Below are 25247 nucleotides of genomic sequence, written 5' to 3'. Positions count from 1 at the left end.
GTTATTTAAAAATGACGAATTTCATGTTTTTCCCTTTTAGATACTGAATGATAGCAGGCAATGCCTCTACGGTAATCTTCTTTTCGTGAAAAAGATATACAGCACCGGACGGATCAGTATGATGAACAAATTGAATGACGTCTTCTGGGGTCTTGCGTCTCCAATCCTCGGAATCACGATTCCATAACAATACTTTCATCTGCTGTTCTGTCACTTTGGCTGCTAACTTATCATTAATCGCACCATATGGCGGCCGAAAAACAGTAATCGGCGATTGAATGATTTGCTCCAATGCCTGGTTAGCCTTCGCCAAATTATTCTGATTTTGGTTAGCCCCATTGTCGGTCATCTTGCTATGATCCCACGAATGACTTCCAATCGACATCTGATGTTCATTCGCATACTTAACCGCTTCCACATTATGAGCGACCTTATTCCCAACAAATAAAAAGGTGGCTGCCACCTCATGTTCTACTAGAATATCTACGATTTCTTTCGTATACTTCGACGGACCATCATCAAATGACAAAGCCACGTAACCCTTCGGCAGGCTATAGGTGTATTTATTCCCGGTTAATTTAATCTCCTCATACCGCTGTGTTTGTTCTTGAGGAGGCTCTGTAGGTTCTGGTGTAGGTTTAGAAGGTTCTGGCGTAGGCTCAGACTCCTCTTGCTGGCTAGGGGTCGTTTCTATTTTACCAATAGGAGGAATGAACGGTAGAGAGACTATTTTCTCGATCCCCTCAGCGCTGGCGCCTAGTGAGGGACCTTCCAATCCTTCTGCACGGTCCATAACATGACCACCCATTCGAAGAGACAACAATACAACTACTAAACAAGCGAACATGATACTCTGCAGCCTAAATCTTCCAACCCGTTTTTTGCTCTTCTTTCTTAGCCTGCGTGCTGGAGGTATAGAGGGTGACGTAGTTTCAACAGTAATCTCTTCCTGTACATGGGGATCGTTCACTTGCTTTAATTGAAGAAGCTGAGACACATAATATTCAGAGCAGGCAAAATACATAGTTTCGCTGAAGGTTTGGTTCATAATAATCAGTGTGCTGTAATAACTATTACGAAATGGATCCCACTTCGGATACAATGACAATCTCATTCTTTCCCCGAAAAAGGGAGCCAGCGCGTTTAGTTGTTCATATGTAAATTCGTCTATGTTTAGCATGCGTCTGGCATACCCAATATCACGGGTTAAACCTACTTCAATCTGATAACCGGCCTGTTCATGCTCAAGCGACAGCAACTCAATCATTAGAACAGTGCTCGGTTCATTCATTGCCATGAATCTTATGTATCTCCGTTTTCGTCATTTCGTCCCGCCAGTGTGCTTCCATTCCCAAAAGGAACGGTCATACGATTTGTAAAATCGCTGATCATACCGGAGAGATATGCTTTTTCTTGGCGGATCGTATCGTATTTCTGTCTTAAATGCGCGTTCTCAGTTTCAATCCGTCCGAGCTTCTCTTCCAGATCATTCATCTTCTTGAGCTTCTCTGCATGAGCTTCGTTATGCTTTTGGATCAGATTTACATACTTTTGATGCTCCAGATCGATCGTACTCTTTAATTCTTCAATCTCTGCAGTGAGGGTAGTCTGAAGCTCCCGATAATCTTCCAGCACTTGATCGACTTTCAGATTCTTCTCAATCAATTTATGCTCAAGCTCTCGAACGTTCTTCTCTCTTTCCTCAATCACTTTATTGAGATTCTTCATGTCCCGGTTCAAACGTTCAACATGGCTGCTGGAATGAGTCAACCGATCCTGAAGTTCATTAATATTCGTCTCAGCATGCTGTCTGGCCTGAATGATCTGCTCCACGGAGAAGATCAAATCGAGTGATTTTTTATCAAGCGGCGCTTTCCCTGTAGTAACCACTCCTGCTAAAGTCTCGCCAGCAATCTGTTCCTCTACTTCCTCGCCCTGCTCTTCTGATAATTGCACCTTTTGAACCATACCCGGTTTGGACTGCTTATCCACTGAATCTTTCTTTTTAAAAAAGGGAGAAATCATTGATCTTATCACCTCAATTATAAAAAAATGTCAAAAAATGTCGAGTGCCCACGAGTCTATTATAGTTTACTTGTCTTGTCTGTAAGTGAGCCTTTATATCTAACTTTTTGAATTGGATCAAAAGACCTAAATTCTTGCCAATAACAAGAAAAAAGCACCCTTGCGGGTGCTCTGGTTTTAATTAAATTTATCGGGGAATTGTTTAACAATACCTTCGGTTAGTATATCTCCAAACATAATCATATGCTCGAGCCCTTTATCGAAAGCGACGATCTCGGCATCCCAATCCTTTTTAGCTCTAGCTGTCACATCATCCGTTATTAGCTCCAAATGTTCATGAAGCATCTCTTTCAATTGTTCATACGAATATTTGGGATTCTGTGCGCTAAGGAACTTAGCAATGTCGTCAGCGTTGTCGTACCACTCTTTATTGTATTTTTCCAAATCCGCCTGATTACCTGCTAGTGCAGCAGCAACTACCTTTCCGGCAATAAGGATATGCTCCCGCAATAATTGAGCTAGCTTATCACCTACGGCCTCACCGTAATACGGCTTATAAACATTCCCTATCTCCTGCTGATTCTGTAGCAACCTTGCCAGTACCTTCTCTTTGTCCTCGGAATTCGCAAAGGCACTAACTATGTAGTTTTTCGTCCATATCACATGGTCGCTCCATAGTTTCCTAAGATTATCCTTAAGCTCTATTACAGAGGGCGTAAAGCATTGCTTGTGTGAGCTCTTTTTCTCTTTGGCTGCAGCATCGGCAGTTACAGGCATTACACTAACAACAAGGAACATACACACAAAAACTAACTTCGCAATCAAAAACTTAGGCTTCAATATGACCTATCTCCTTTTAAGCATCTATTAACAATCCTGTATAGTGTGTACCGATACTCTTATTTCATTCCTATCTTCTTGTACATAAAAAAAAGCACCGTCATTAGACGGCGCCTCTTCCTTAAACTTATCTGAACATCACTTTATCTACATTGTATTTAGACTTCAATTCATTAATGATATACGTTTCGTAGATCTCTCTATGAACGGGGCTCTCGATTAAACTTACATCAATTCTGGTGACCTCGTCCCGATGCAGCTTAATATCAGATACGGTGTCTTCGAAATGTTTTTTGATTCTAGGTCTTAGCTTTCTCGCTTTACCTACAAACAACAACTCATCTTGGTCATTGTAGAACATAAAGATACCGCCGTAATCTCTTGGAATTAGGTGGAAATCAGTGAATCCGTAGATATTGCTTAGCTGCGGGTTGATTTGTTTAGTAATACTAACATCCACATTGGGCATAGTTATGTTGATCATTTTAGCTCACGTCCTCTTTCTATATAGGAGTAAATAGTATCATAAGTTTGCCTTTTATTCTATCTTTCACACCCTTGTTCAAATGGATTAGTGGGAATTGAACCCAAATAACGCTCGTATTTACCACCGTTTAGGATCACAGGTTCTTTGGTTAAATACAGCGTCTCATCCTGGATGAAAAATACAATAAAAGTTAATTATAAATTCCCACTGGAAATATTACTAAAAAATATGACGTTATTCAGAACCTTCTCGCCAAAGGGTTGTGATTTTCCTCATGAGGGTATTATAAATATTAAGGTAGTGTAGAGTTGTGTTAACTTCATGAAAAGAGCAATTAGCATCAAGGGGGATTTGATTCATGTCAGCAACAGACAGGCAAAAAATTGTAGATAGTGTCCCACAAACCGGATTTTTTGGACATCCCAAGGGACTATTCACACTCTTCTTTACTGAATTTTGGGAACGTTTTTCCTATTATGGCATGAGAGCGATCCTTGTTTACTACATGTATTATGAAGTAAGCAAAGGCGGGCTCGGATTTCCAGAGGATATGGCCCTTTCGATTATGTCTATCTATGGATCACTCGTATATATGTCTGGAATTATAGGTGGATGGCTTGCGGATCGGATTTTCGGGACTTCGAAGGCTGTCTTTTACGGTGGCGTTCTAATTATGTTTGGGCATATTTTACTGGCGATACCGGGAAATGCCACGCTATTCTTTTCTTCGATGATTATGATCGTGCTTGGAACCGGACTTCTTAAGCCCAATGTATCAAGTATTGTAGGCGAAATCTACAGCGAACAAGATAACCGCCGCGACGCTGCTTTCAGCATTTTTTATATGGGTATTAATCTCGGCGGATTCATCTCTCCACTGATTGTAGGCGCTGTAGGTATGAATAATTTCCATCTCGGTTTCTCGATTGCCGCGGTGGGCATGTTTATTGGATTAGTTGTTTACGTAGTGACTCGCACCAAAAATCTAGGTCTGGCAGGTACGATTGTACGCAACCCGATTCCAGCCGAACAAAAGAAAAAATTATTTACTTGGATTGGCATTGGACTAGTTGTGCTTGCTGTATTAGTTACGGTCGGCATTCTTACTGGAATACTCACCTTTGAGACATTCATTAAAATCGTAGGGGTGTTAGGGCTACTTATTCCTACAATGTACTTCATTGTGATGTACCGCAGTCCCAAAACAACAGCTGTAGAGCGATCACGGATTCTCGCGTACATCCCTTTATTTATTGCTTCGATTATGTTCTGGGCGATTCAGGAACAAACTTCAACAGTTCTAGCAAGCTTTGCTGATAAGCGTACCCAATTGGACTTTGCAGGCATACACATTTCTCCAGCTTGGTTCCAATCGCTTAACCCGCTATTTATTATCGCCCTTGCACCTGCATTTGCATGGCTTTGGTTAAAGCTCGGTAACCGCCAACCAACGATTCCACAAAAGTTCTCGCTTGGTTTATTGTTTGCCGGTCTGTCCTTCCTAGTAATTCTGGTACCGGCTTACTTCGGTGGAGCCAATTCACTGGTGAATCCATTATGGCTGGTTCTCAGCTACTTTATCGTCGTCATTGGGGAACTATGCTTGTCACCTGTTGGCTTATCAGCAACAACCAAACTGGCACCAGCTGCCTTTACCGCTCAGATGATGAGTATGTGGTTCTTGTCCAATGCTGCTGCGCAAGCTATTAATGCTCAGATTGTGAAGTTCTATACCCCGGATACCGAGATGCTGTACTTCGGAGTTATCGGCGGAGTAGCCATTGTGCTCGCGTTAATTCTCTTCCTGTTCTCTCCTAAGATTCAGAATTTCATGAAGGGTATTCGATAAACATATAAGGCTGTCGAGATTAGTCTCGGCAGCCTTTTTTTGAGTCAATATTCTAAGCTAGTTCTACACCAGAAACATAGCAACAATTGTTGTAACTATCAGCCCAATCAGCACCGGTTTAACATTGCGTCTAGCGAGCTCAAATGGACTTACGCCGCAGATGGCGGCGGCTGGAATCAATGCCCATGGGATTAGCGTCCCCCCGCCAACCCAAATGGCAGATACCTGACCGAGTGCAGTTAAAGTAGCTGCGTCGGAATGTGTGGCAACAGCGAACAATTTTCCGATGGACCCCGCAAGTGAGATTCCCGAGAACCCTGAACCATCAAGGCCCGTAATGGCCCCTGTTATGGTAGCGGTCACAGCACCTACAGCACCATTTAGAGGTACATTATGCGCCAGAGCAACCCCTAGATCATTAACAATTCCCTGAGATGCAGCAGGTAAGACTTTACCAAACAATTCAGCAAAGGCCGAATCTCCCAGATAGAAGAATGCCGCAATTGGAATTACTGGACCGAATACTTTAAAGCCGAACGTAAGCCCATCGATCAGATATGTGGTGACTTGCTCAAGTCCTTTATTACGATGTGCGAGCATTGTTACTACAACCAAGATAAATACAGCAGTCCCGCCAACTAAGGCCGTTGCGTCTCCACCCTGTAAATCCAGTAGGAACATGCCTGCTACATCAGCTAGAAACAGGAGTGGGATAACGATCGCCAGCCATTTTTTCAGTGTGGGAGGAATCACCGCTTGACCCTCGACCGCCTCACTGTCTGCAGCTAGCGCATTCGCGGCATTTTTCCCGGAAATAAGTCCGTCTCGCCAAGTACCGTTCTTCTGATCTCGTCGCATCATCCAATAAGCTGTTACCGTAGTGACTACACCCATCACTATAACAAGCGGAATACTCGCTTCCATGACACTGCTTACCGGAAGTCCTGCCGCATCTGCCGTCAATTTAGGTGCACCTTGAATAATATAATCACTCGACAGCGCAATCCCATGACCGAATAGATTCATCGCAATCGCTGCTCCAAGTGCAGGCAATCCTACGCGAATAGCAACGGGCAGCAGCACAACCCCTATCAGGGCCACTGCTGGCGAAGGCCAGAAGAACCATGATGTCACCATCATAATCAAGCCAATGCCCCAAAATGCCATAAACGGCGTACGTAAAAAACGTGTAAGCGGGGCAACCATCGTCTCGTTTATTCCGGTACGTGTTAAAACTCTGCTCATGGCTACAATGATCGAAATAATCATAATCGTACCCATTAACTCCTTTGTTGCATATACAAAAGAGTTGAATACGCCTGTGACTGAACCACTAATCGTTTCTGTCGCGAGCCAGCCTAATACAAAGATGCCTGAAATACAGATCATCGTTGTATCCCGCCGCTTAATCAGAAGTGCCATAATGAACACGATGAATGCCAAATATACATAATGGAGCGCTGTTAATTGGATGCCCATCACTGAACCACACCCTTCTCCTGCTTACAAGTGCTATATGTTATGCAGGGGTGTAGGCTAATGTTCGGTAGAAATGGGCGCTTAAATATTTATGATTTAAATAGAAAGAGACGCTTTTGCTAATCCATCCATCACCTCGTCACTAATAAATGGTGCGATAGACACGAGGGCTTTTATCCCTTCTTGTTCAAAAGCTCTTCTAGCACACTCATCTAGTACCTCGTCACTTATAAAAGGAGCAATAGACAATAATGCGTTAATGCCTTCTCGTTCAAAGGTACTTCTTGCACACTCATCCAGCATCTCATCACTTATAAAAGGAGCAATAGACAACAGCGCATGAATTCCTTCTCGCTCAAAGGCAACTTTTGCGCACTCATCTAGTACTTCTTCGCTTATAAATGGAGCGATGGATAGCAGATCTTGTATCGATACTGGATCCTTCACATATTCAAATACCTCGTTCACATGTTCCGTAAGAAGAATGGGCGCAACTTCGGAAATTTCGGCTACTGAAAGCTCATTTTGATTTAAAAATTGTTCTGTGGTATTTTCGAGTACATTTACTACTATCTGTGTCGATTTGCTCTTTTCAAGGATTGCATCAATGCTCACATTAAAAATTTCGGCCAGCTGGGGAAGCTTAGAAACATCCGGCATAGTCTCTCCTCGTTCCCAATTACTAACCGCCTGATAACTAATGCCAAGTTGATCGGCAAGCCCCATCTGAGTCATCCCTGTCTGCTTTCTTAAATCAGCGATATTCTTGCCTACCTTTAACATATCGAACACTGAAATCTCCTCCTCATTTATGATGGTTTCAGTGTATCTATTACTATTAATTTTGTATATCAAGCGTTACTTGAGTGCTTATCGAGACGCCTAGAACGCAAAAAGCCGCCCCACGCATAGATAACATCTACGCATGAGACGGCTTTCTTAGTGTTGCCTATTTAGAAATTTATTATTTAGCCACGACTCCGCCATCAACTGGCAGCTCAACACCTGTAATGTAAGAAGCTTCATCGGAAGCCAAGAACAATACAGCTTCAGCTACTTCAGAAGCACGTCCAACGCGTGGCAATGCAGTCTGGGACATAAAGAAGCTATGCATTCTTTCATCATTTACAAATTCAGCACTCATTGGAGTTTCGATAAATCCTGGGTGAACAGAGTTCACGCGAATGTTATCTTTACCAAAGTCTACAGCTGCTGCTTTACTCAGCATACGAACGGCACCTTTAGAAGCTGTATAAGCGCCGGCACCGCTGCTGCCAGTCAAACCTGCGATGGAGGAGATATTGACGATGGAACCACCTTTATTGTTCTTCATTTGAGGAACAACATGTTTCATCCCAAGGAATACGCTGCTTACATTAATGTTCATTACTTTGTTCCATTGATCAACAGTGGATTCAAGCAATTGAACTGGGAACGAGATCCCTGCGTTATTTACCAGGATGTCGATTTTTCCAAATTTGCTAATCACATTTTCTACAACTTTGATCCAGTCTTCTTCGGAAGCTACATTATGTGCATAAGCTGCTGCTTGTCCACCATTGGCTTCGATTTCTTTTACAACTGCTTGTACAGCAGCTTCGTTAATATCAGTTGCTACAACTGTAGCACCTTCTTTGGACAATAAAAGGGCTTCTTCACGACCCATGCCGCTGCCTGCACCTGTAATAATTGCTACTTTATTAGTTAGACGATTCATAATTAAGTCTCCTCTATAATCGTATTGTGATATAATAATTCGAGTGATGATAGTCACACTATCACTGTGATATTCATCATATCATTTTTACGAAATAACTACAACCTCTCCTTGCTTAATCCAATAAACGGTGGATATAATACTAATAATTAAAGAACCTAATTAAAAAATGGAAGGGTCTATCCCTCATGAATCCTAAAGCACGCTATGAAAAAGAACGATCCGACGGTAAACAGCAGCGATTATATACGATTCTCGAATCCGCAGAACGAATATTTTCGCAAAAAGGAATTGAAAAGTCGACGATGCAGGATGTCGCAAGCGAAGCAAATATAGGGATTGCGACGCTGTTTCGATATTTTCCTAGAAAAGAAAAGCTCATCGTGGCGGTGGCCACCCGGATGCTAGAGCCAATGCTCGATTACTTTAAGCATGTAGCTGACTTGCCACTTACCTGTCTCGAAAAGATCGAGATGTTATTTGACTTCTTTATTCAGGATCAAAATCATTTAAGCATTATTTTTATGGTCAATTTTGAAAGCTACGCCTCTCACTTAAATGAGCCTGTTGAGGACGTTCTGGATTTCAATGCATTAAACCGCAAGATTTGGCATGAGTACTCCAGGATCATTCAAAATGGGGTAGAAGACGGTTCTATTCGCGCCGATCTCCCTGTGAAAGAGACCTTAATCACGCTGATGAACAGCTTTGCTCTCTTTTCCAGAAAGCTAACGATGAAAGAGAACATCCTCCTGCTAGAATCGGATTTAGACTCCGACAAGCAGCTTGAGCTTCTTAAACAAATCTTTCTAGAGCATTTAAAAGCCTAAAAAGCGCCAGTTTCCTTATGAGGGGAACTTGGCGCTTTTTTGATCATAAATTCGATTGCTAGTGAAAAGGACAGGTGGCCACAGGTGATCGCTGATAAAGGAAACGAGGGCTGTAATCATATTCTTTCAGCTTACTGTCATGCCAAATCGGTGTAGACGACGGAGACATAGGGGGGATCAGCCATGACCAGCGTCCTGAAACCTGACGTCCATGTCCCTGCTCCTGCTCTTGAAATCTCACAAATTGATCAGCTGCTGTATGGTGATCAACGATACTGACCCCAGCTTGCTTAAAGGAATGCAGTACTGCACGGTTCAACTCAAGAAGCGCCCGATCCTTCCAAAGCGTTGTGTTACTGGAGCGGTCAAGTCCCATCAGATCAGCTACAGCCGGCAAAGTGTTATATCTTCCAGTATCCCCTAAGTTACGTGAGCCAATTTCGGTCTCCATGTACCAGCCGTTAAAAGGAGCCGCAGGGTATAGAATCCCGCCAATCTCCAACTGCATATCCGAAATGATCGGCACAGAATACCAGCGAAGCTGAAGCTCCGCAAAACGTTCAATTTCAGGATGAGTTAACGGTACCTCTTGAATGAGGTGTTGAGGAATAGGAAATACATGGGGGTGCCCATTACCTATGCTGATCACTAGCGGCAATACATCATAATTGCCCCTTGTTCCCTGCCAGCCTAGTTGTTGGCACACTTTCGTAAATTCATCCGATGCCGGATCACCAGCGCGTTCATGTTCAGCATCACCAGGATATCCCGCGTAACGAATCAATTGATGGTTCCAAATCCGGATTCTCCGATCAGGAGCTTCCCCGCTGCGGAAGACCGTGATAAGTGGACGAATACGTCCTCCATTATTCGCCTTTTCCAGATGTCGCAGCAAAGCTTCAGCAATATCCTCCTCGGTCTCTGCCAGACGTTCATCCATCAGCTCAATGGATTGCCAAAAGAGGCGGCCAATGCAGCGGCTATTATTTCGCCAAGCCATTCTCGCTCCATGAGCCAGCTCTTCCGTTGTATGTGTGTAACTCCCGGATTGATTAATTTCTTCTCGTACGGCTTGGATGCGTTGATCCATCTCAGCTTCAGTCTTATCAAGTTCAGCGTAACATTGTCGAATGAAAGCCTCCGCCTGCCGGGTTAACTCTTCGATGTGCATGCCATTCATATCCTTTATCCTCCATCTAAGCCATGCTAGAACTCTCGTTCCAGTATACCACCCACACTCCTAAGCTACATCCTTAGGGGAATAGCACATGAGAACAACCCGTGAAGCTTATTCGCTTCACGGGTTGTAGCAGGAACATCTAGCGTTCTGAACGTTTCCCTTGCGTCTTCAATGCAGCAAGCCTGCTCTTATCCTCGGCCAGCAGTTCTTCAGCCAACTCCACACCTTGGGGACCTAACGAGGCACGAGCTTGCTCTACCGCCTGTTCGGTATGCGCCAAACGGTTCTCAGCCTGTGCCAAAGTCTGTTCTGTTGGATGACTAAGCGCCTGAGAGACAGAGAAATGAAGCTTGCCTAAAGCATTTTTGGCTTGAGTTACATTGTCGTTCGCTTGCAGACTGGAATCGGGTTGTTTCATAAATGAAATTCGCTCCCTTCTGAAATGCGCCTGTTCTCTTCTAGCATGGTTTAGGATAAGTAACTTTATGCATACACCCTACTGGATGATGGATTGCATGAAAGTAGTCATTTCTTTGCTGGCCTTATTCAAGCGCTCAATTACCCCGCTGAATTCAGTGACCAATTCTGCTTGTGCGTGTGAAGAAGCAGAGATCGCTTCAATTTCTTGCTCCATTTGCTTAATGGACTTTTGAACATCACTCAGTGATTTTTCAATATTATGGGTTGCTTCTTTAGTGTTAACGGACAGTTTGCGCACTTCCGTAGCAACCACCCCAAAACCTGCCCCTTGCTCTCCTACACGCGCGGCTTCGATTGCCGCATTCAGCCCAAGCAGGTTCGTCTGCTCAGAAATCTCACGAATGAAGCCGGCGACCTTATTCACTTCTTGTGATTCCGTTACGGCTCTACGCGTATTATCTAATATTTGCTGCGAAGTAGCTGATAATTCCTGAGATTGGGCAGCTACGCTCTGCACCATCTCCATTAGATGACTGCTTATCTCATTAATCTCATCTGTGAATCCTTCAAGCTTATTCTCGTTCTCTAGTGTATAGGCAATGGCAAAAACCCCAATTACATCATCATCCGTTCCGTAGATAGGTACACATGTTGAGATTACAGGAGCTCCATAAATTTCTGCTGGGATTCGGTTAGAGCTTGCTATACCTTTCAGTCCATTTGAAAGCGACAGATCTTCAGGAGGGATAGGGTTACCCTTAACCAATCCGAGATCAATAACTTTACTTGGTGCGTAATAATGGAAGATCTCCCTGTCCGTGATTCCAATCATAATATCCTGCGAGTGAATCTTTTTGAAATAAGGTGCTGCGAGGACTAAGGCATCGATAATACTCATCTCTTCATCTCCCATATAAAAAATGTATATGTAGTTTTATCGTCACAATGGGTTATTAAATGAATATTGTCATAGTAGAGTAACAATCCCCACGTATGATTTGTTTATGAATACTATTAGCAGACGCCAATTTCTGAAGAAAAGTGCTCAAGTGTCGCTCGGGCTGCTTGGAACCGCAAGTGCATCCGGCATTTATTCACACTGGGTTGAACCCTACTGGCTTGAAGTTAAACATATAGATATAAAGCTTCCTCTACTCCCTCCAGCATTCGATAGATTTCGTATCGTTCATTTCAGTGATTTACACTTAGGCGTGTATACGAAGTCCGAAGCCTTAACAGAGTTAGTACAGCAAATTCAACATGTAAATCCAGATCTGATCTGCTTCACAGGGGATCTACTAGATCATTCTGTCGATTATATTTCTGAGGCTGTGGACATCTGTTCACAGTTGCGGGCACCCTTTGGACAATATGCTGTGTTAGGTAACCACGATGCTTTTGGCACTAGGAAAGCTGTGACGAAAGGGTTAACGCAATCTGGATTCCACGTACTTCATAATGAACATATTGTCTTAAAAAAAGATGCGGAGGCGCTTTATCTAGCTGGAGTGGATGATCCGTGGGTCGGCAAAGCAGATATTCATCAGGCGCTACGCCATATCCCTGATAAGGCATGTACTCTACTCCTTGCGCACGAGCCTGATTTTGCCGATGAATACAGTGATCTTCCCATAGATCTGCAATTGTCCGGCCATAGTCACGGAGGACAGGTGCGTCTCCCATTTGTAGGTGCCTTGTATACCCCGCCGCACGGCAGTAAATATTCAAGCGGATTATACCAGCTCCCAGATAGTCGACTCCAGGTCTACACCACACGCGGAATTGGAGTGACTCGTATGCCTGTACGTTTTAATTGTCGTCCCGAGCTTACCGTAATTACTTTAAAGTCCTCATGATTGTGTCAAAAATTAATAAATGGTTAAAAAGTATATACCTTTTGCACGTCTATGCAACAACACTGTAACCGTGTTTGTAATCAAATCTATTTGGGGCCTAGGTATAATTGTAGGAGTGATAGATAACATCAAAAATCATAATGAACTACATAAGCCCATCATTGGAGAGGAGAAATTAAATCATGAACAAAACTATGAAATGGACGTCTGCTGTATTAGCAACTGGAGTATTATTTGGAGGTACTGGACTCATCGGAGGGAATTCTGTTCAAGCTGCAACTACCGGTACAAAAACCGTCAATCAAGCTGTTCAGCAGCCTTCTGTGGCGCTTAAATATAAAGGCCAAGTCTTAACGCAGCAAGGAAAAATCGTAGACGGAAATACGATGATCCCTTTAACCGTATTGCGTGATGCCTTCGGCCTTGCTATTCAATACAATTCAACCACAAAGACTTACAGTGTAAGTAGTGACTCGGTGAAGCTTAACATGGAGGTCTCTGACTATGGCGTCAGTACCGATTTGAACGGATATTACATTTATAGCATGACCGGAAATCATGAAGTGAAGATGATCAACGACCGCTTATATGTTCCATTCAAACTGTTGAATGATTATTTAGGTGTTCAAGGCGTATATAATCCAGCCCAGAAATCGCTTGAACTTAGCAAAAAGGTGATGAATGACATCAAGATCACCTCTGTTTCCTTAGACAAGAGCAATAAGAATGCTAGTATTAAAGTACAATATCCAAAGATCAGCGGTCTGACAGATGAAGTACAAAACACGATTAATGCTGCCTTCAAAAAAGAGGCTGAACTATTCGCATCAGAAAGCGAAAAAGAGGCTAGCCGCAGAGATGGTACAATAGAGAATAAATATGACTACTCTCAAACTTATGTTGTCACCTTTAACCGTGAAGGCGTACTTAGTATTGTAGTCGATCAATATGGTTACAGCGGTGGAGCACACGGCGGTACCATGCGCGAGGGACATACCTTCTCGCTGAAGGATGGTAAGAAGATAGAGCTTAAAGACCTGCTAAAGGCAGAACCAAACTACAAACAAAAACTAGATAAAATGTTGAAGGAAAGCACCAAGGATATTGCTTTTCCGGAGTCAACTGGTGGACTCACAGATAAACCAGCCTTCTACGTCAGTGAAAGTGGCTTAGCTATCTTCTATCAACAATATGAAATCGCACCTTATGCAGCTGGAATTCCTACCTACACCTTTAATTTCAGCTCAATACTGCCTAAAGGCACCGATCCATTTGCTTCTTTCAAATAAACACTAACGCAAAACAAAAAGCGCTTCAGCCAATCGGCTAAGGCGCTTTTTGTTATCTATATTAATCTTCTAAACTGCCGGCAGGTCCAAAAAATTCAAAATGAATTCTATCATCAGGTACCCGCCATTCCTTGAGCGCCTTATATATGACCTTCATAAATGGGGTCGGCCCACAGAAATAGAATTCAGAGTTCACATCTGCTATTTCTTGAAGCCAAGAAAGATCAATATAACCAAATCTATTGCACTTGTCGCCTTCTCCTGGAGATTCATAACATACATAGGACCGAAGAGAAGAATGAGATTGTGCTAAATCTGCCACCCTATCTTTCATAGCATGCAAACTTCCATTGATGGCTGCATGGATATAGGTTACCTCGCGTTCTGGCTGTGCAGCAATTATTGTCTCCAGCATACTTACCATTGGGGTTAAGCCCACACCCCCACTGATTAGAACCACCGGAGTGTCACTACGCTGATCCAGTACGAAATCGCCCGCTGGAGAGCCTACTTCTAATATAGAGCCCACTTGGACGAAATCATGCAGATAAGTGGATACGACGCCCGCTGGTCTGTCTATCCCTTCACCTTCCCGTTTAACAGTGATACGGTAATACGCCTGTCCCGGAACACTGGACAAACTGTAGTGGCGAATATGGGAATATTCTTCCCCCTCGGGCTGAACACGAACCGTGATGTACTGGCCCGGGGAATAAGAGGAGATAGCTCCTCCATCCTCTGGAGACAGGTAAAAGGAAGTAATATGCTCACTTTCACTAACCTTCCGAGTGACGACGAAGTTTCTGAATCCACTCCAGCCCCCCGGAGCTTCCGCAGCTTCACGATACTTTTCTGCTTCCACACCAATGAAAGCATCTGCGATCACACCATAGGCTTTGGCCCATGCATCTATAATTTCCGGTGTTGCCGCATTGCCAAGTACTTGTCCAATCGCAGCTAACAACGTCTCACCCACGATCGGATAATGCTCAGGTAATACACCCAGTGCTCGATGCTTCTCTGCAATCTGTTTTACCACCGGTAAGATATTCCCTAGTTGATCAATATTCATAGCCGCTGCTAGGACTGCGTTAGCAAGCGCTGTCTGCTGTCTGCCTTGCCGCTGATTGGCATGATTAAATATATTTAATAGCTCTGGATGGTTTTCAAATAACATGCCATAGAACGTCGTAGTAATGGTTGTTCCATGAACCTGTAATACAGGAACTGTTGATTTTATAATAGCAATCGTTTGTTGATCTAACATATGAATAACCCTCTCTCCTGCAATTAGATAATACCTCTATAAAAAGCATATAGAAGCTGCAAATGAGCGAGTGTGCGCTGAATCACTTTAAAATTTAATAAAATGTGAATAAACAGAAAATGCAATGATATCCATCACATTCGAATGCCCAATCCAAAAAAAAGCTGTCCAAGCAGCTCAGGTAGCTACCGGACAGCACTTTCACTCTTATTTTGCCAGCTCCACAAAGCCTTCTCCGAACACATCTCTTACATCGTGAATGGCGATAAAAGCCTCTTTATCAATCGATCTTACGATTTTCTTAAGCATGGTTACTTCCTGTTTGCTAATGACAATATAGAGAAGCTCTTTGGGTTCTTTAGTATAATACCCTCGGCCATAAATGACTGTGACCCCTCTATCCATGATTCCATTAACTTGTTCAGCAATTTTGTCCTGCTCCTTGGATACAATCGTAACGGCCTTCTTAGGATTCACTCCCTCAATAATGAAGTCCATCACCTTAGTCGCTACATAGAGCATCACAATCGTAAACATCAGACTTTGAACACCAATGATGAAATACGAAGCAAATACCACAACTAAATCGACTAGAAGAAGAGCGTAGCTAACGTTCCAATCCAAAAATTTATGCAGGATTCTGGCGATAATGGTTGACCCTGCGGTCGTTCCACCCACACGTATGATCATTCCGATACCCACACCAGACAAGATGCCTCCAAATATTGCATTGATGATCAACTCATCGCTGGCGATATGCCAATTCTTCGTAAGAATCAGGAATAACGAGTTAAAAAACACCGCAATAATCGTGTATACTGTCGTCGTTTTGTCCAGAAATTTATAACCCACAATCAATAATAAAGCATTAAGAATTAAGCTAACAATACCTGGTGACCACTGATACAAATAGTATGTAATCATAGTCAGTCCCGTTACCCCGCCTTCACCGAACTCGTTCGGAATCACAAACAAGTTAACGGCCAAGGAAAACAGCAATGCTCCTACAATGATGGAAACAATATCCGTAATACGCTTTTTCATACCATGCCCCTTCTATCCTCTGTCTATATCTACCATCCACAAATACTAACACCGCTTCGATATAGTTGTAAACAATCCAGAAGAAACCAGCATTCTATATATGGCGTAACCGACTACCCCACCGCAAGTGTTTAAGATCAGATCATCCACGTCAAAGGTGCCGATATACAATACTAATTGTGTAACTTCAAAGCTCAGACTCAGCGCAAAAGAGAGCATGAAGACCTTTTGAAATAACCTTACTTTTTGCGACAACAGCATTGGAACAAAGACTCCAAACGGAATAAACGCAAGAAGATTGCCCACTAAATTAAGTGATGAAAAAGGATCTGAAAGTGACAGATGATCTATCCCCCGCGAGATCTCTTTAAAGGGTACATAGTTGCCCTGTCGCTTAAAAATTCTGTCGGGATGCTCGAGCATACGCCCTGCCTGTTCCCAAAGTGATTGCAAGCTAAAAGGTGCGCCTTTAAATACGATAATTCGGATCAAGAAATACATATAGACAATAAATACGGCTGCCAGCAATAATGTCATAGTAGACTCGCTCTTAGGCTTCGTACTCATCAAAATGTAGTGACAATTACGCCATCCATATTATCGCCCGACGTTTTATATTGCCCTTCCTTTGGAATCTTAATACTTGTATATCCTGATACTGGATAATAGTTCACCGTATATGTTTTGCCGTCTACAACCGTTGAAATTTCACTATTCTCCTTCAAAAGATCTAAATATTGTTCCAGCACGATCCCCTTCTCCTGAATGATCGCACTGTGCGGCAAGCCGACATAACGGAAGTGCCAAGGTTCATATTTAATCCCCGTAATCTCCGTTTTGTCTTTCGGATAGCGTAGAATAAAGCCGTATTTCCACGCATTCTTTTCCAGCCATTTGCCTTCAGGTGCTTTGCTCATTTCTGATTGAGACGATCCGATGTCCAGCGATAATCCTAAATTATGTTCGCTATATTGCGCTGGAAGAGCATAGTCTGAACCTTTTTCCGCATACAATTGCTCTTGCTCCTCAAAGTCCCTGTACCCACTGCTAATTAAAAAATGATTCACGCCATCCTTCTCAGCAGCTTTGATCATTTTATTGAATTTATGTGCTACACTTTCAGACAACCGAATCGAGGTATCTAGTAATCCATAGCCCTGAACCAGATCCTTCTGATCAAATAAGGTCACAATATCAGACTTCACGCTGTCCTCATGTACCGGATATTGTTTGTTCACCAGCAATAAATCCCCTTGATATACCTGATCTTGCGTAATCACCTTTAAACTATCGCTATTTCTAATCGATCCTTTCTGGATCTTATCATTCTTATCAGCTAAATTACCCGTATCCGGTAAATAACGAGCGGCTGCGTAACCAAGAAATAACACAACGATCACCAAAAAAACCCACTTTTTCATCCGTAATGTCCTCCCATTTCCTTAAGACGTTTATGCTTGATAGGAATAGAATAACGAAGACACTTTAAAGAAAAGCAGGACAATTATAAAGTTTTTCTTAAAATGTATAAGGGCTCAGCGGCCTTACCCAGTAAAGGTATATCCTACACCCCAGATTGTCTTAATAAATTTGTTCTTATTGATGTCTTCACCAAGCTTTTTGCGCAAGGTACGGATATGCACCATGACCGTGTTGCCACTCTCATAATAAGCTTCTCCCCATACCTGCTGGAAGATACTCTCCGCGCTAAACACCTGCTTAGGATGGCTCGCCAATAAATGAAGAATATCAAACTCTTTCGGAGTTAGGTCTATTACCTCGCCGTAAAGAGTGACGGTATGTTCATCTGGTGAAATCGTCAATCCACCAACTTCGAGGACCGACTTAAGAACGGCTGCGGGCTGACTGAATTGTATAGAGCGCCGTAGCTGAGAATTAACGCGGGCGACTAATTCCATTGGATTGAACGGTTTGGTCATATAATCATCTGCGCCCATGACAAGTCCCGTGATCTTATCCAGATCAGAAGTCTTCGCGCTTAAAAAAATAATCGGCAGATGATGCTGCTCCCGAATGTGACGGGTTACCTCATAGCCATCCAGCCCTGGCATCATAATATCCAGAATCGCCAAATCTATCGTTTGTGACTCAATAGCTTGTACCGCTGCCCGCCCATCGGATACTTTAATGATATGATACCCTTCTTTTTGCAAATGCAAAGCCACCAGATCAGCAATCTCCGCTTCATCATCCGCAATTAAAATCGTAATGCGCTTCATCTATATTTCACCCCTGTAGGTTTGTGCTATATGATCTACATCCATTATACCCCAAACTTAAAAACCACTCCTAGGATGAAGTGGTTTTGATGAAATCTATGATGAATAAATAGAACTGTTGTAATATTATTTATTTTTATGATAACTCTCTAGCAGGGCCTCTAATGAAATGCCATTAACTGTGACGCCTGAAAGATTGCAATCTTTTATCTCTACATTCGAAAGATCACACTCTACAAAAGATGTGCCGTTAAGCTGGCATCGTTCAAACTTATTGCCTTTACCATACAAGTGAATATCATGGAAATAGGCTTCTCCTAATTCACTATTGCTAACCTCGATTTCCCACAATCCGACTTCATTAAACTTAACAAGATGCATATTGATATCGTTAAAAGTAGTACTGCTCATATTAATATTGTCAAACTTGGTACCCGCCATATTTACATTAGAAAAGTTCGTCTTAGGCATATCAATATCATCGAATTCACTTTGGCCCATGGCCACACGACGAAAGTTGGTTTCAGGCATTCTTTCATCCTGAAAAACTTTCTTTTTAAATTCGTCCTGCAATTTGTTTTCACTTAGATTGTTATTCACTGTACTCAACATCTCCCTTTTTAAGATCGTTCTTGATCTGCGGAGTCTACTCTCGACAGCTTCAATAGATAAATCAAGGAAATCAGCGATCTCCCTAACCTTGTAGTTGTCGATATAGAATAGAATGGTGACTATACGGTTAGCTTCGGATAAGGTGTTTAATGCCTTCCACACATCTTGCTGGAGTTCTTTTCGGAGGAGCTGATCTTCAGTGGTCTCCAGCTGAGAAACCTCGATTTGCTCCATGAATTCATATGCAGCTTTCTTCTTATTCGCCCTAAACCAATCCATACATTCCCGTGAAGTAACTGCATATAACCAACTGGCGAGTTTCTCTGGCTCTTTTAAGTTGGGTAAATTACGATAGGTCTTAACAAAAACCTCTTGTGTAATATCTTGCGCGGTGTGGAAATCACCCAATTTACCGTAAGCTACTCCGTATACTGCATTGGAATATTTGCCGATAAGCCCACTGAATGCATCCATATCCCCTTTACACACCTTATCTACCAGTTCTGCATCCGTACAAGTCACTATCTGCCTCCTTAACAATCAAGTTCATAACATAGACGGAAAAGGAGTTCAAAAACCGTCTTTATGTCTGCAAATAATCTTTTTGATGAAGAAAGGTCTAGTTAGAGTTCAGTACTACTGGCTTGCCGATACAGCTCACGACTCTTATAACCAGCCTGTAGAATCTTCTTCATTTCCTCTTTACGCTTAGCTCTTGTTGCCTCTTGTTTGGCACTATAGACATATCGAGCCCAATCTTTGCGGTATCCCGGGGTAAGCGATTGATAGATGGCTAGAAGCTCCGGTGTATCTTTCAGATCTTCTTCCACATTTGGAATGAAAGAAATATAGTCATCCACAGATTGACTTGGGGTATTGGAAAGCTGACCTTTCCCCTTAGCGTCCTCTTTTAACCCCACAACTGTAAAGACATCATCCAAACCTACCATGCGTGCAAATTTAATATTGCTTGTCCCGATGTAGCCATTCTCATCACTGCCCAGACCCTCTAGTAAGTCGTCACGATGAATAAAGGTCGGATACACTTTGTTTCCCTTTTTAGGATACGCCACAAAGAGATAGCCATTCTTATGAAGATGCTGTTGCTCAATCACACGGTTCACTAGTTCCTGTAACGACGCCATGTCTAGTACAAAGGCAAATATAAGATCATACGCCCCATTTAGCGAAGTATCATAATCCGTCAATTCCGCTAAATAATCGGAGCCTTCTGGTTTACTCAATATCGCTACTTGGTTGTATTTTTATAAGTTCAGCTTTTCTACGATGGTTTTAGTCACTATGCTTCATCCCCCAAATGTATTCGGATGCTTCTTCATCGTGATCATTATAGCCTAATCGCTACCCAATCTAAAACATTCTACGGGCCGTCACAAAACGCTTCTTCCACTTCTCACTCAGGGCTTCATAATGGACGCCTTGCTCCTTAGAATACGTATGCAATATCTGATTATTTCCCGCATACATAGCAACATGACCAATGTCGAGACCACGTGCACTAAAGAACAGTAGATCTCCTTTACGCAGTTCGTTGATCCCAACTTCCTTCCCTTCTTTGGCTTGATTATAAGAGGCGCGTGGCAGATCCACCGACAACACGTTTTCAAATAAATGCCCTACGAAAGAAGAACAGTCAAAGGTAGACGTCTGGTTCGTTGCAGCACCGAATTCATAAGGGGTTCCCAGATACTTTTCTCCGTAAGCAAGCAACGCGCTTCCCTGCTTCTCAGCGAGCGACTCACTAGTATAATCGCTATATTTCGGTTTAGCAGATATGTACCCCGTCTTGTTGTCTTGCGTTCGCACTTCTAACCACAAAGCATCCACTTCTCTAACGATATGGACTTTATCGCCTACGGACAACATTTGCTGGACACCTGATTGATCCGATGAATTCGGCGAACTGCGCAGGTTAACCCCATAACGAATCGTTGTATCGTAATTCAGCGCTGAATAGATGCGGACGGTCCGAGTGTTAGCCTCCCACTTCACGGTGCTGCCTAGAGCCTCGCTGACAAAACGCAGCGGCATCATCGTATTACCACCGACAACCTGACCCGGAACGGTTAAGCTTAAGGCTTGTCCATTTTTGTTCGCGGTTAAATCTCCTATTTGATAAGTCAGCACCAGCGTTCCCTTAGTGGCCTTCACTGTTTTGGTATCGTTGTTCCATGAAATCTTTGCTCCCTGTTCTTCAAACAGCTTGCGCATGGGAATAAGCGTTGTACCGTTTATGAGCAAGGGCTGAACCTCTAATACAAGCTGCCGATCATCCAGAAAAACGCCTGTAACCTGATTCTGAGGCATCACCGCCGCATGGGCTGGAGCTGTATAGAGTATAGATGTAAGTAGTACAAGTAGTGTGGCTTTCTTATGAATCCTCATGATGTCGTCACCTCGTTGATTAATATGTTCAATTGTTATTACTAAAAAAAGGGTAATTAGTTTTGTTACAATTATTGGGGTTGCTGTCTAGCTACAGGTCAAACCATATAAAAAAGAGGACTGCGGTCACCCTTCGGTGCCACAGCCCTCTTTTTAATCCACTTCAAAAATAGAATCGATAATGATCGGAAGATTATCCCTTACAGAAACAGCGCCCAATACCGAACGAGCATGACTGCCCTTGTCCCCGAATACCTCCAGCATTAAATCCGAACAGCCATTGAGCACTTTATGATGTTCTTCGAATAAGGGATCTGCATTCACAAATCCTTGAATTTTGACCACTCTCTTCACTTTATCCAAGGAGCCTAAAGCAGACTCAAGGACGGCAAGGATCTCTATACCAGTCTGACGTGAAAAATGATAGCCTTCTTCGGTGGTGAAGTCTTGTCCCAGCTTGCCTTTGGGATGCCCGGCAGGTCCTTTTCCCGATACAAAACATAATCCATTAACAATAACGTAGTTAGCATATTTTGCCGCCGGTTCACTAGCACTAGGTAGGACAATACCTAATTCCTCAAGTCTATCCGCTATGATTCGATCCGCCACTTCAGTTCCCTCCCCCAATCAGTACAACCTCAATAAATTGGTAAGATTATACTGATTAATCCAGAAAGGGTCAATCCTATTTTGGTTCGACCTCTGCTTCCCATCTCGATATCTCAGCTCGAACAATTGGCGCTACTTCAGTACCCAATAGCTCAATAGCTCTCATTACATCCTTATGAGGCATCGTACCTAGCGGTACATGCAGCATAAAGCGTGTAATTCCTACGTGTTTGCGTAGGTGAATAATCTTCTCAGCAACAGTGTCTGGATCTCCTACATACAAGGCACCTTCAAATCTACGTGCCGCATCAAAGCTCGCACGACTATAATGACCCCAGCCACGCTCACGACCAATCACATTCATGCTAGCCTGTGTAGAGGGGAAGAACATATCGGCCGCAAGCTGATTATCCTCTGCAATAAAGCCGTGCGAGTGTGAGGCAACCGGAAGCTTCGACACATCATGTCCTGCTTGGGCCGCCGCTTTCTTATAGAGCTTCACCAGTGGAGCAAATTGCAACGGACTTCCGCCAATAATCGCGAGCACAAGTGGTAGCCCGAGCAGGCCAGCACGAATCACAGATTCCGTATTGCCTCCACTGCCAATCCATACGGGCAAAGGATTCTGAACGGGGCGCGGATAAATCCCCAGATTATTAATGGCTGGTCGGTGATTTCCACTCCAGGTTACTTTTTCAGATGCCGTTATTTTTAACAACAGGTCCAGCTTCTCATCGAATAACTCATCGTAGTCATTTAAATCGTATCCAAAGAGCGGGAAAGATTCGATAAAAGAACCCCGGCCTGCCATGATTTCTGCCCGCCCATTTGAGATTCCATCAAGTGTTGCAAAATCCTGAAATACACGTACTGGATCAGCAGAGGACAGCACGGTTACCGCACTGGTCAGCCGAATTCGTGTCGTCTGTGAGGCAGCCGCAGCCAGCAAAACTGCTGGAGAAGATGCGGCATAATCCTTTCGATGATGCTCACCCACACCGAATATATCTAAGCCCACCTTATCTGCAAGAACAATCTCCTCTACTACCTCGCGCAATCGCTGTGCATGACTTATTAACTCCCCCGATTGAACATCCGGTGTTGTTTCTACGAACGTACTGATACCTATTTCCACTTACGATTCCCCCTTAACTATAATTTTCTCTTCGAGTTGTTTGTTTGATTATAACACAATTTACGTTCAAGCAGAGCTAGGCATTAATGCCTAGCTCTAACTTGTCCAAAAACTCATTTTTAAAATTTGCAGAACATCACTGACAAATAGAGGATTTTGATGAAATATGTTGAAATGATCTAAAACAAGTAGCTCTCATGCATCTCATGCTTGATATAGGAGGGACATATGCTTCAAAGAAATAAACACAAAAATTCCATATCCAAACAAACCTTCAATCCTGTGCGGGGCTCCTTAAAAATCGCCGTAATATATTTTATTGTTGGGTGCTTATGGATCCCTTTAACAGATAAGGCCGTTTCCACTTTTACACGAGATCCGGAGTGGATAAGACTTATTAATATAATTAAAGGCTGGTTCTTTATCCTCATAACAGCTTTGCTTATCTTTGCATTAATTCTAGGTACTCTGAAACGGATTAAAAGGATCGAGAAGAAACTGGATCTTGCCTATAGGGATAGGGTGAGCGCCCACGAAAATCTAGAGGCCGCCTATGAGGAAATCACAGCTACGGAAGAAGAACTCAGACAGCAATATGATCAGCTCATTGAGAATCAAGAGAAGCTAGCCATGAATGAAGAAAGGATGCATTACCTGGCGTATCATGATCTATTAACCGGCTTGCCCAACAAATTAGCTTTTTATGAGAATGGGCCTCACATTTTGGAACTGAATAACATTGCAGCCTTAATGTTCATCGACATTGATTACTTCAAATATGTAAATGATACGATGGGCCATGAATTTGGTGACCGGCTAATTGTTAAGGTTAGTGAGAGATTGGTGTCCCTGGTTGGGAGTAGTGGGGAAGTGTATCGTTTCGCCGGGGATGAGTTCATCGTTCTTTTATATTCTATTGAGAACAGTCAGTGTATAACTAGTGTAGCCTCTCACATTATTGCCGGTTTTAAAGATGCGATTGAGATGGATGACAGTCTGCTACATGTTAGCCTAAGCATCGGAATCAGTGCTCACCCCGAACATGGAAGTAATATTATGGAACTCCTTAAATGCGCAGACATCGCTATGTATAAAGCCAAAGACGCTGGCAAGGGTCAAATTATTGTCTTTGATCAACCGCTCAATGATACCTTTACTGAGCGAATGAACATTGAGAAGCAGTTGTATAATGCTTTAGAGAAAAATGAGCTAGAGGTATTCTATCAACCCCAGATTGATCTGACTCAGAACAGAGTGACGGGACTAGAGGCTCTTATGCGCTGGAACAACCCCATACTAGGCATGGTCCCTCCGGATAAGTTTATCAAAATAGCAGAAGATTCCCACCTCATTATTCCTCTCGGGGCGTGGGTGCTCAGAACAGCCTGTGCCTTTTTAAAAAGTCTTCATGAGCAAGGATTATCACATCTGACGATGTCTGTTAATATTTCAATGCTTCAGCTACTGCAAAGCGACTTCAATGAGTTAGTTCTAGACACCTTGCAAGCCTCCGGACTAGATCCTGAATACTTAGAGCTAGAGATTACAGAGAGTGTTCTGGTTGAATCTTACGAATATGTGAGCAGTAAACTGACTGAACTCAGAGCTCACAACATCAAAATTGCCTTGGATGACTTTGGTACCGGTTATTCCTCCTTAAGCTATCTTACTCATATGCCGATCTCGACTTTAAAAATAGACAAGTCCTTCATTGATTCCATTCGAACAGGGACACATCAAGCCGTTCTTGTCGAACAAATTATTATGATTGGTAAACGCATGAATATGTGTGTTATTGCAGAAGGTGTGGAGCGAACTGTACAACTCGATTACCTACAGGAGCAAGGCTGCGATAAAATTCAAGGTTACTTGTTCAGTAAGCCACAGTCCGCACAGAGCGTAAAAGAGCTGCTAACCGAGTGGGAGAAGGTTTCGAGCTTAAATGAATAAAGATGAACCTAT

Annotated in this window: 25 protein-coding genes; 5 read left to right on the top strand and 20 right to left on the bottom strand. The window is 42.9% G+C overall.

From position 1 onward, the window contains the following. Window position 1: 1 nt before the first annotated feature. The 4 genes from MKX35_RS04340 to MKX35_RS04325 form a co-directional block, all read right to left on the bottom strand. Complete coding sequence (locus MKX35_RS04340; protein WP_076298015.1) at window positions 2-1297, bottom strand: polysaccharide deacetylase family protein; 1296 nt, start codon at window positions 1295-1297, stop codon at window positions 2-4. Between the two features lie 5 nt (window positions 1298-1302). Beyond that, the gene (locus MKX35_RS04335) at window positions 1303-2025 is read right to left on the bottom strand and encodes a hypothetical protein (protein WP_042192810.1); all 723 of its coding nucleotides are present in this window, start codon (window positions 2023-2025) and stop codon (window positions 1303-1305) included. A 177-nt stretch (window positions 2026-2202) separates the two neighbouring features. Continuing rightward, window positions 2203-2865 carry a glycosyltransferase gene (locus tag MKX35_RS04330; RefSeq protein WP_143759242.1) on the bottom strand — a complete coding sequence of 221 codons (663 nt, stop codon included), beginning with the start codon at window positions 2863-2865 and terminating at the stop codon, window positions 2203-2205. Between the two features lie 127 nt (window positions 2866-2992). Next, window positions 2993-3349, bottom strand: a complete 357-nt coding sequence (locus tag MKX35_RS04325; RefSeq protein ID WP_042192814.1) for a nucleotide excision repair endonuclease — start codon at window positions 3347-3349, stop codon at window positions 2993-2995. Window positions 3350-3710: 361 nt separating this feature from the next. Between MKX35_RS04325 and MKX35_RS04320 the strand changes: the two genes are divergently transcribed. Beyond that, window positions 3711-5201, top strand: coding sequence for a peptide MFS transporter (locus MKX35_RS04320; protein WP_076298016.1), 1491 nt, complete (start codon window positions 3711-3713; stop codon window positions 5199-5201). A 63-nt stretch (window positions 5202-5264) separates the two neighbouring features. Here the strand turns inward: MKX35_RS04320 and MKX35_RS04315 are convergent, their stop codons facing one another. From MKX35_RS04315 to MKX35_RS04305, 3 genes are all read right to left on the bottom strand, one after another. After that, a complete protein-coding gene (locus MKX35_RS04315; RefSeq protein ID WP_076298017.1) occupies window positions 5265-6680 on the bottom strand; it encodes a hypothetical protein in 1416 nt (471 codons plus the stop codon). 96 nt (window positions 6681-6776) lie between these two features. After that, entirely contained in the window at window positions 6777-7463 is a 687-nt protein-coding gene (locus MKX35_RS04310) for a helix-turn-helix domain-containing protein (protein WP_256716190.1), read from the bottom strand. A gap of 181 nt (window positions 7464-7644) precedes the next feature. Beyond that, window positions 7645-8397, bottom strand: coding sequence for an SDR family NAD(P)-dependent oxidoreductase (locus MKX35_RS04305; RefSeq protein ID WP_076298019.1), 753 nt, complete (start codon window positions 8395-8397; stop codon window positions 7645-7647). A gap of 188 nt (window positions 8398-8585) precedes the next feature. Here MKX35_RS04305 and MKX35_RS04300 point away from each other — a divergent pair, with 188 nt between their 5' ends. Further along, window positions 8586-9227 (top strand): TetR/AcrR family transcriptional regulator, encoded by a 642-nt coding sequence (locus MKX35_RS04300; RefSeq protein WP_081382675.1) that lies wholly within the window; start codon window positions 8586-8588, stop codon window positions 9225-9227. A gap of 58 nt (window positions 9228-9285) precedes the next feature. Here MKX35_RS04300 and MKX35_RS04295 read toward each other — a convergent pair whose 3' ends face one another. From MKX35_RS04295 to MKX35_RS31835, 3 genes are all read right to left on the bottom strand, one after another. Continuing rightward, the gene (locus MKX35_RS04295) at window positions 9286-10398 is read right to left on the bottom strand and encodes a nitric oxide synthase oxygenase (RefSeq protein ID WP_076285075.1); all 1113 of its coding nucleotides are present in this window, start codon (window positions 10396-10398) and stop codon (window positions 9286-9288) included. Between the two features lie 148 nt (window positions 10399-10546). Next, the gene (locus tag MKX35_RS04290; protein WP_076284951.1) at window positions 10547-10825 is read right to left on the bottom strand and encodes a hypothetical protein; all 279 of its coding nucleotides are present in this window, start codon (window positions 10823-10825) and stop codon (window positions 10547-10549) included. 78 nt (window positions 10826-10903) lie between these two features. After that, window positions 10904-11347, bottom strand: coding sequence for a methyl-accepting chemotaxis protein (locus MKX35_RS31835; RefSeq protein WP_256716191.1), 444 nt, complete (start codon window positions 11345-11347; stop codon window positions 10904-10906). Between the two features lie 484 nt (window positions 11348-11831). On the opposite strand from MKX35_RS31835, the gene MKX35_RS04280 reads away from it, so the two are divergent. Both MKX35_RS04280 and MKX35_RS04275 read left to right on the top strand, forming a co-directional pair. Then, window positions 11832-12683, top strand: coding sequence for a metallophosphoesterase (locus tag MKX35_RS04280; RefSeq protein WP_076298020.1), 852 nt, complete (start codon window positions 11832-11834; stop codon window positions 12681-12683). Window positions 12684-12865: 182 nt separating this feature from the next. Next, window positions 12866-13972 (top strand): PdaC/SigV domain-containing protein, encoded by a 1107-nt coding sequence (locus MKX35_RS04275; RefSeq protein WP_076284954.1) that lies wholly within the window; start codon window positions 12866-12868, stop codon window positions 13970-13972. Between the two features lie 61 nt (window positions 13973-14033). Here MKX35_RS04275 and hmpA read toward each other — a convergent pair whose 3' ends face one another. From hmpA to MKX35_RS04225, 10 genes are all read right to left on the bottom strand, one after another. Next, the gene (hmpA, locus tag MKX35_RS04270) at window positions 14034-15239 is read right to left on the bottom strand and encodes an NO-inducible flavohemoprotein (protein WP_076298021.1); all 1206 of its coding nucleotides are present in this window, start codon (window positions 15237-15239) and stop codon (window positions 14034-14036) included. Window positions 15240-15446: 207 nt separating this feature from the next. Further along, window positions 15447-16283: a YitT family protein gene (locus MKX35_RS04265; protein WP_076298022.1), complete on the bottom strand. Its 837-nt coding sequence runs from the start codon at window positions 16281-16283 to the stop codon at window positions 15447-15449. A gap of 45 nt (window positions 16284-16328) precedes the next feature. Then, entirely contained in the window at window positions 16329-16820 is a 492-nt protein-coding gene (locus tag MKX35_RS04260) for a VanZ family protein (protein WP_179085788.1), read from the bottom strand. A gap of 29 nt (window positions 16821-16849) precedes the next feature. Further along, window positions 16850-17704: a M15 family metallopeptidase gene (locus tag MKX35_RS04255; protein WP_076298023.1), complete on the bottom strand. Its 855-nt coding sequence runs from the start codon at window positions 17702-17704 to the stop codon at window positions 16850-16852. Window positions 17705-17827: 123 nt separating this feature from the next. Continuing rightward, a complete protein-coding gene (locus MKX35_RS04250; RefSeq protein ID WP_042192843.1) occupies window positions 17828-18523 on the bottom strand; it encodes a response regulator transcription factor in 696 nt (231 codons plus the stop codon). A gap of 126 nt (window positions 18524-18649) precedes the next feature. Further along, window positions 18650-19657, bottom strand: coding sequence for a sigma-70 family RNA polymerase sigma factor (locus MKX35_RS04245; RefSeq protein WP_076298024.1), 1008 nt, complete (start codon window positions 19655-19657; stop codon window positions 18650-18652). A 101-nt stretch (window positions 19658-19758) separates the two neighbouring features. Then, window positions 19759-20382: a YdeI/OmpD-associated family protein gene (locus tag MKX35_RS04240; protein ID WP_256716192.1), complete on the bottom strand. Its 624-nt coding sequence runs from the start codon at window positions 20380-20382 to the stop codon at window positions 19759-19761. A gap of 124 nt (window positions 20383-20506) precedes the next feature. After that, entirely contained in the window at window positions 20507-21541 is a 1035-nt protein-coding gene (locus MKX35_RS04235; RefSeq protein ID WP_076298025.1) for a C40 family peptidase, read from the bottom strand. Between the two features lie 153 nt (window positions 21542-21694). Further along, window positions 21695-22150 carry a RidA family protein gene (locus MKX35_RS04230; RefSeq protein WP_256716184.1) on the bottom strand — a complete coding sequence of 152 codons (456 nt, stop codon included), beginning with the start codon at window positions 22148-22150 and terminating at the stop codon, window positions 21695-21697. 76 nt (window positions 22151-22226) lie between these two features. Continuing rightward, window positions 22227-23285, bottom strand: a complete 1059-nt coding sequence (locus tag MKX35_RS04225; protein ID WP_076298026.1) for an LLM class flavin-dependent oxidoreductase — start codon at window positions 23283-23285, stop codon at window positions 22227-22229. Window positions 23286-23513: 228 nt separating this feature from the next. On the opposite strand from MKX35_RS04225, the gene MKX35_RS04220 reads away from it, so the two are divergent. Further along, window positions 23514-25235, top strand: coding sequence for a putative bifunctional diguanylate cyclase/phosphodiesterase (locus MKX35_RS04220; protein ID WP_052404458.1), 1722 nt, complete (start codon window positions 23514-23516; stop codon window positions 25233-25235). Window positions 25236-25247 lie beyond the last annotated feature (12 nt).

The sequence above is a fragment of the Paenibacillus sp. FSL R5-0923 genome, from assembly GCF_038009145.1.
GTDB lineage: Bacteria > Bacillota > Bacilli > Paenibacillales > Paenibacillaceae > Paenibacillus_AQ.
The sequence above is the reverse complement of the archived record's forward strand: the minus strand, read 5'-3'. Positions and strand labels throughout refer to the sequence as shown.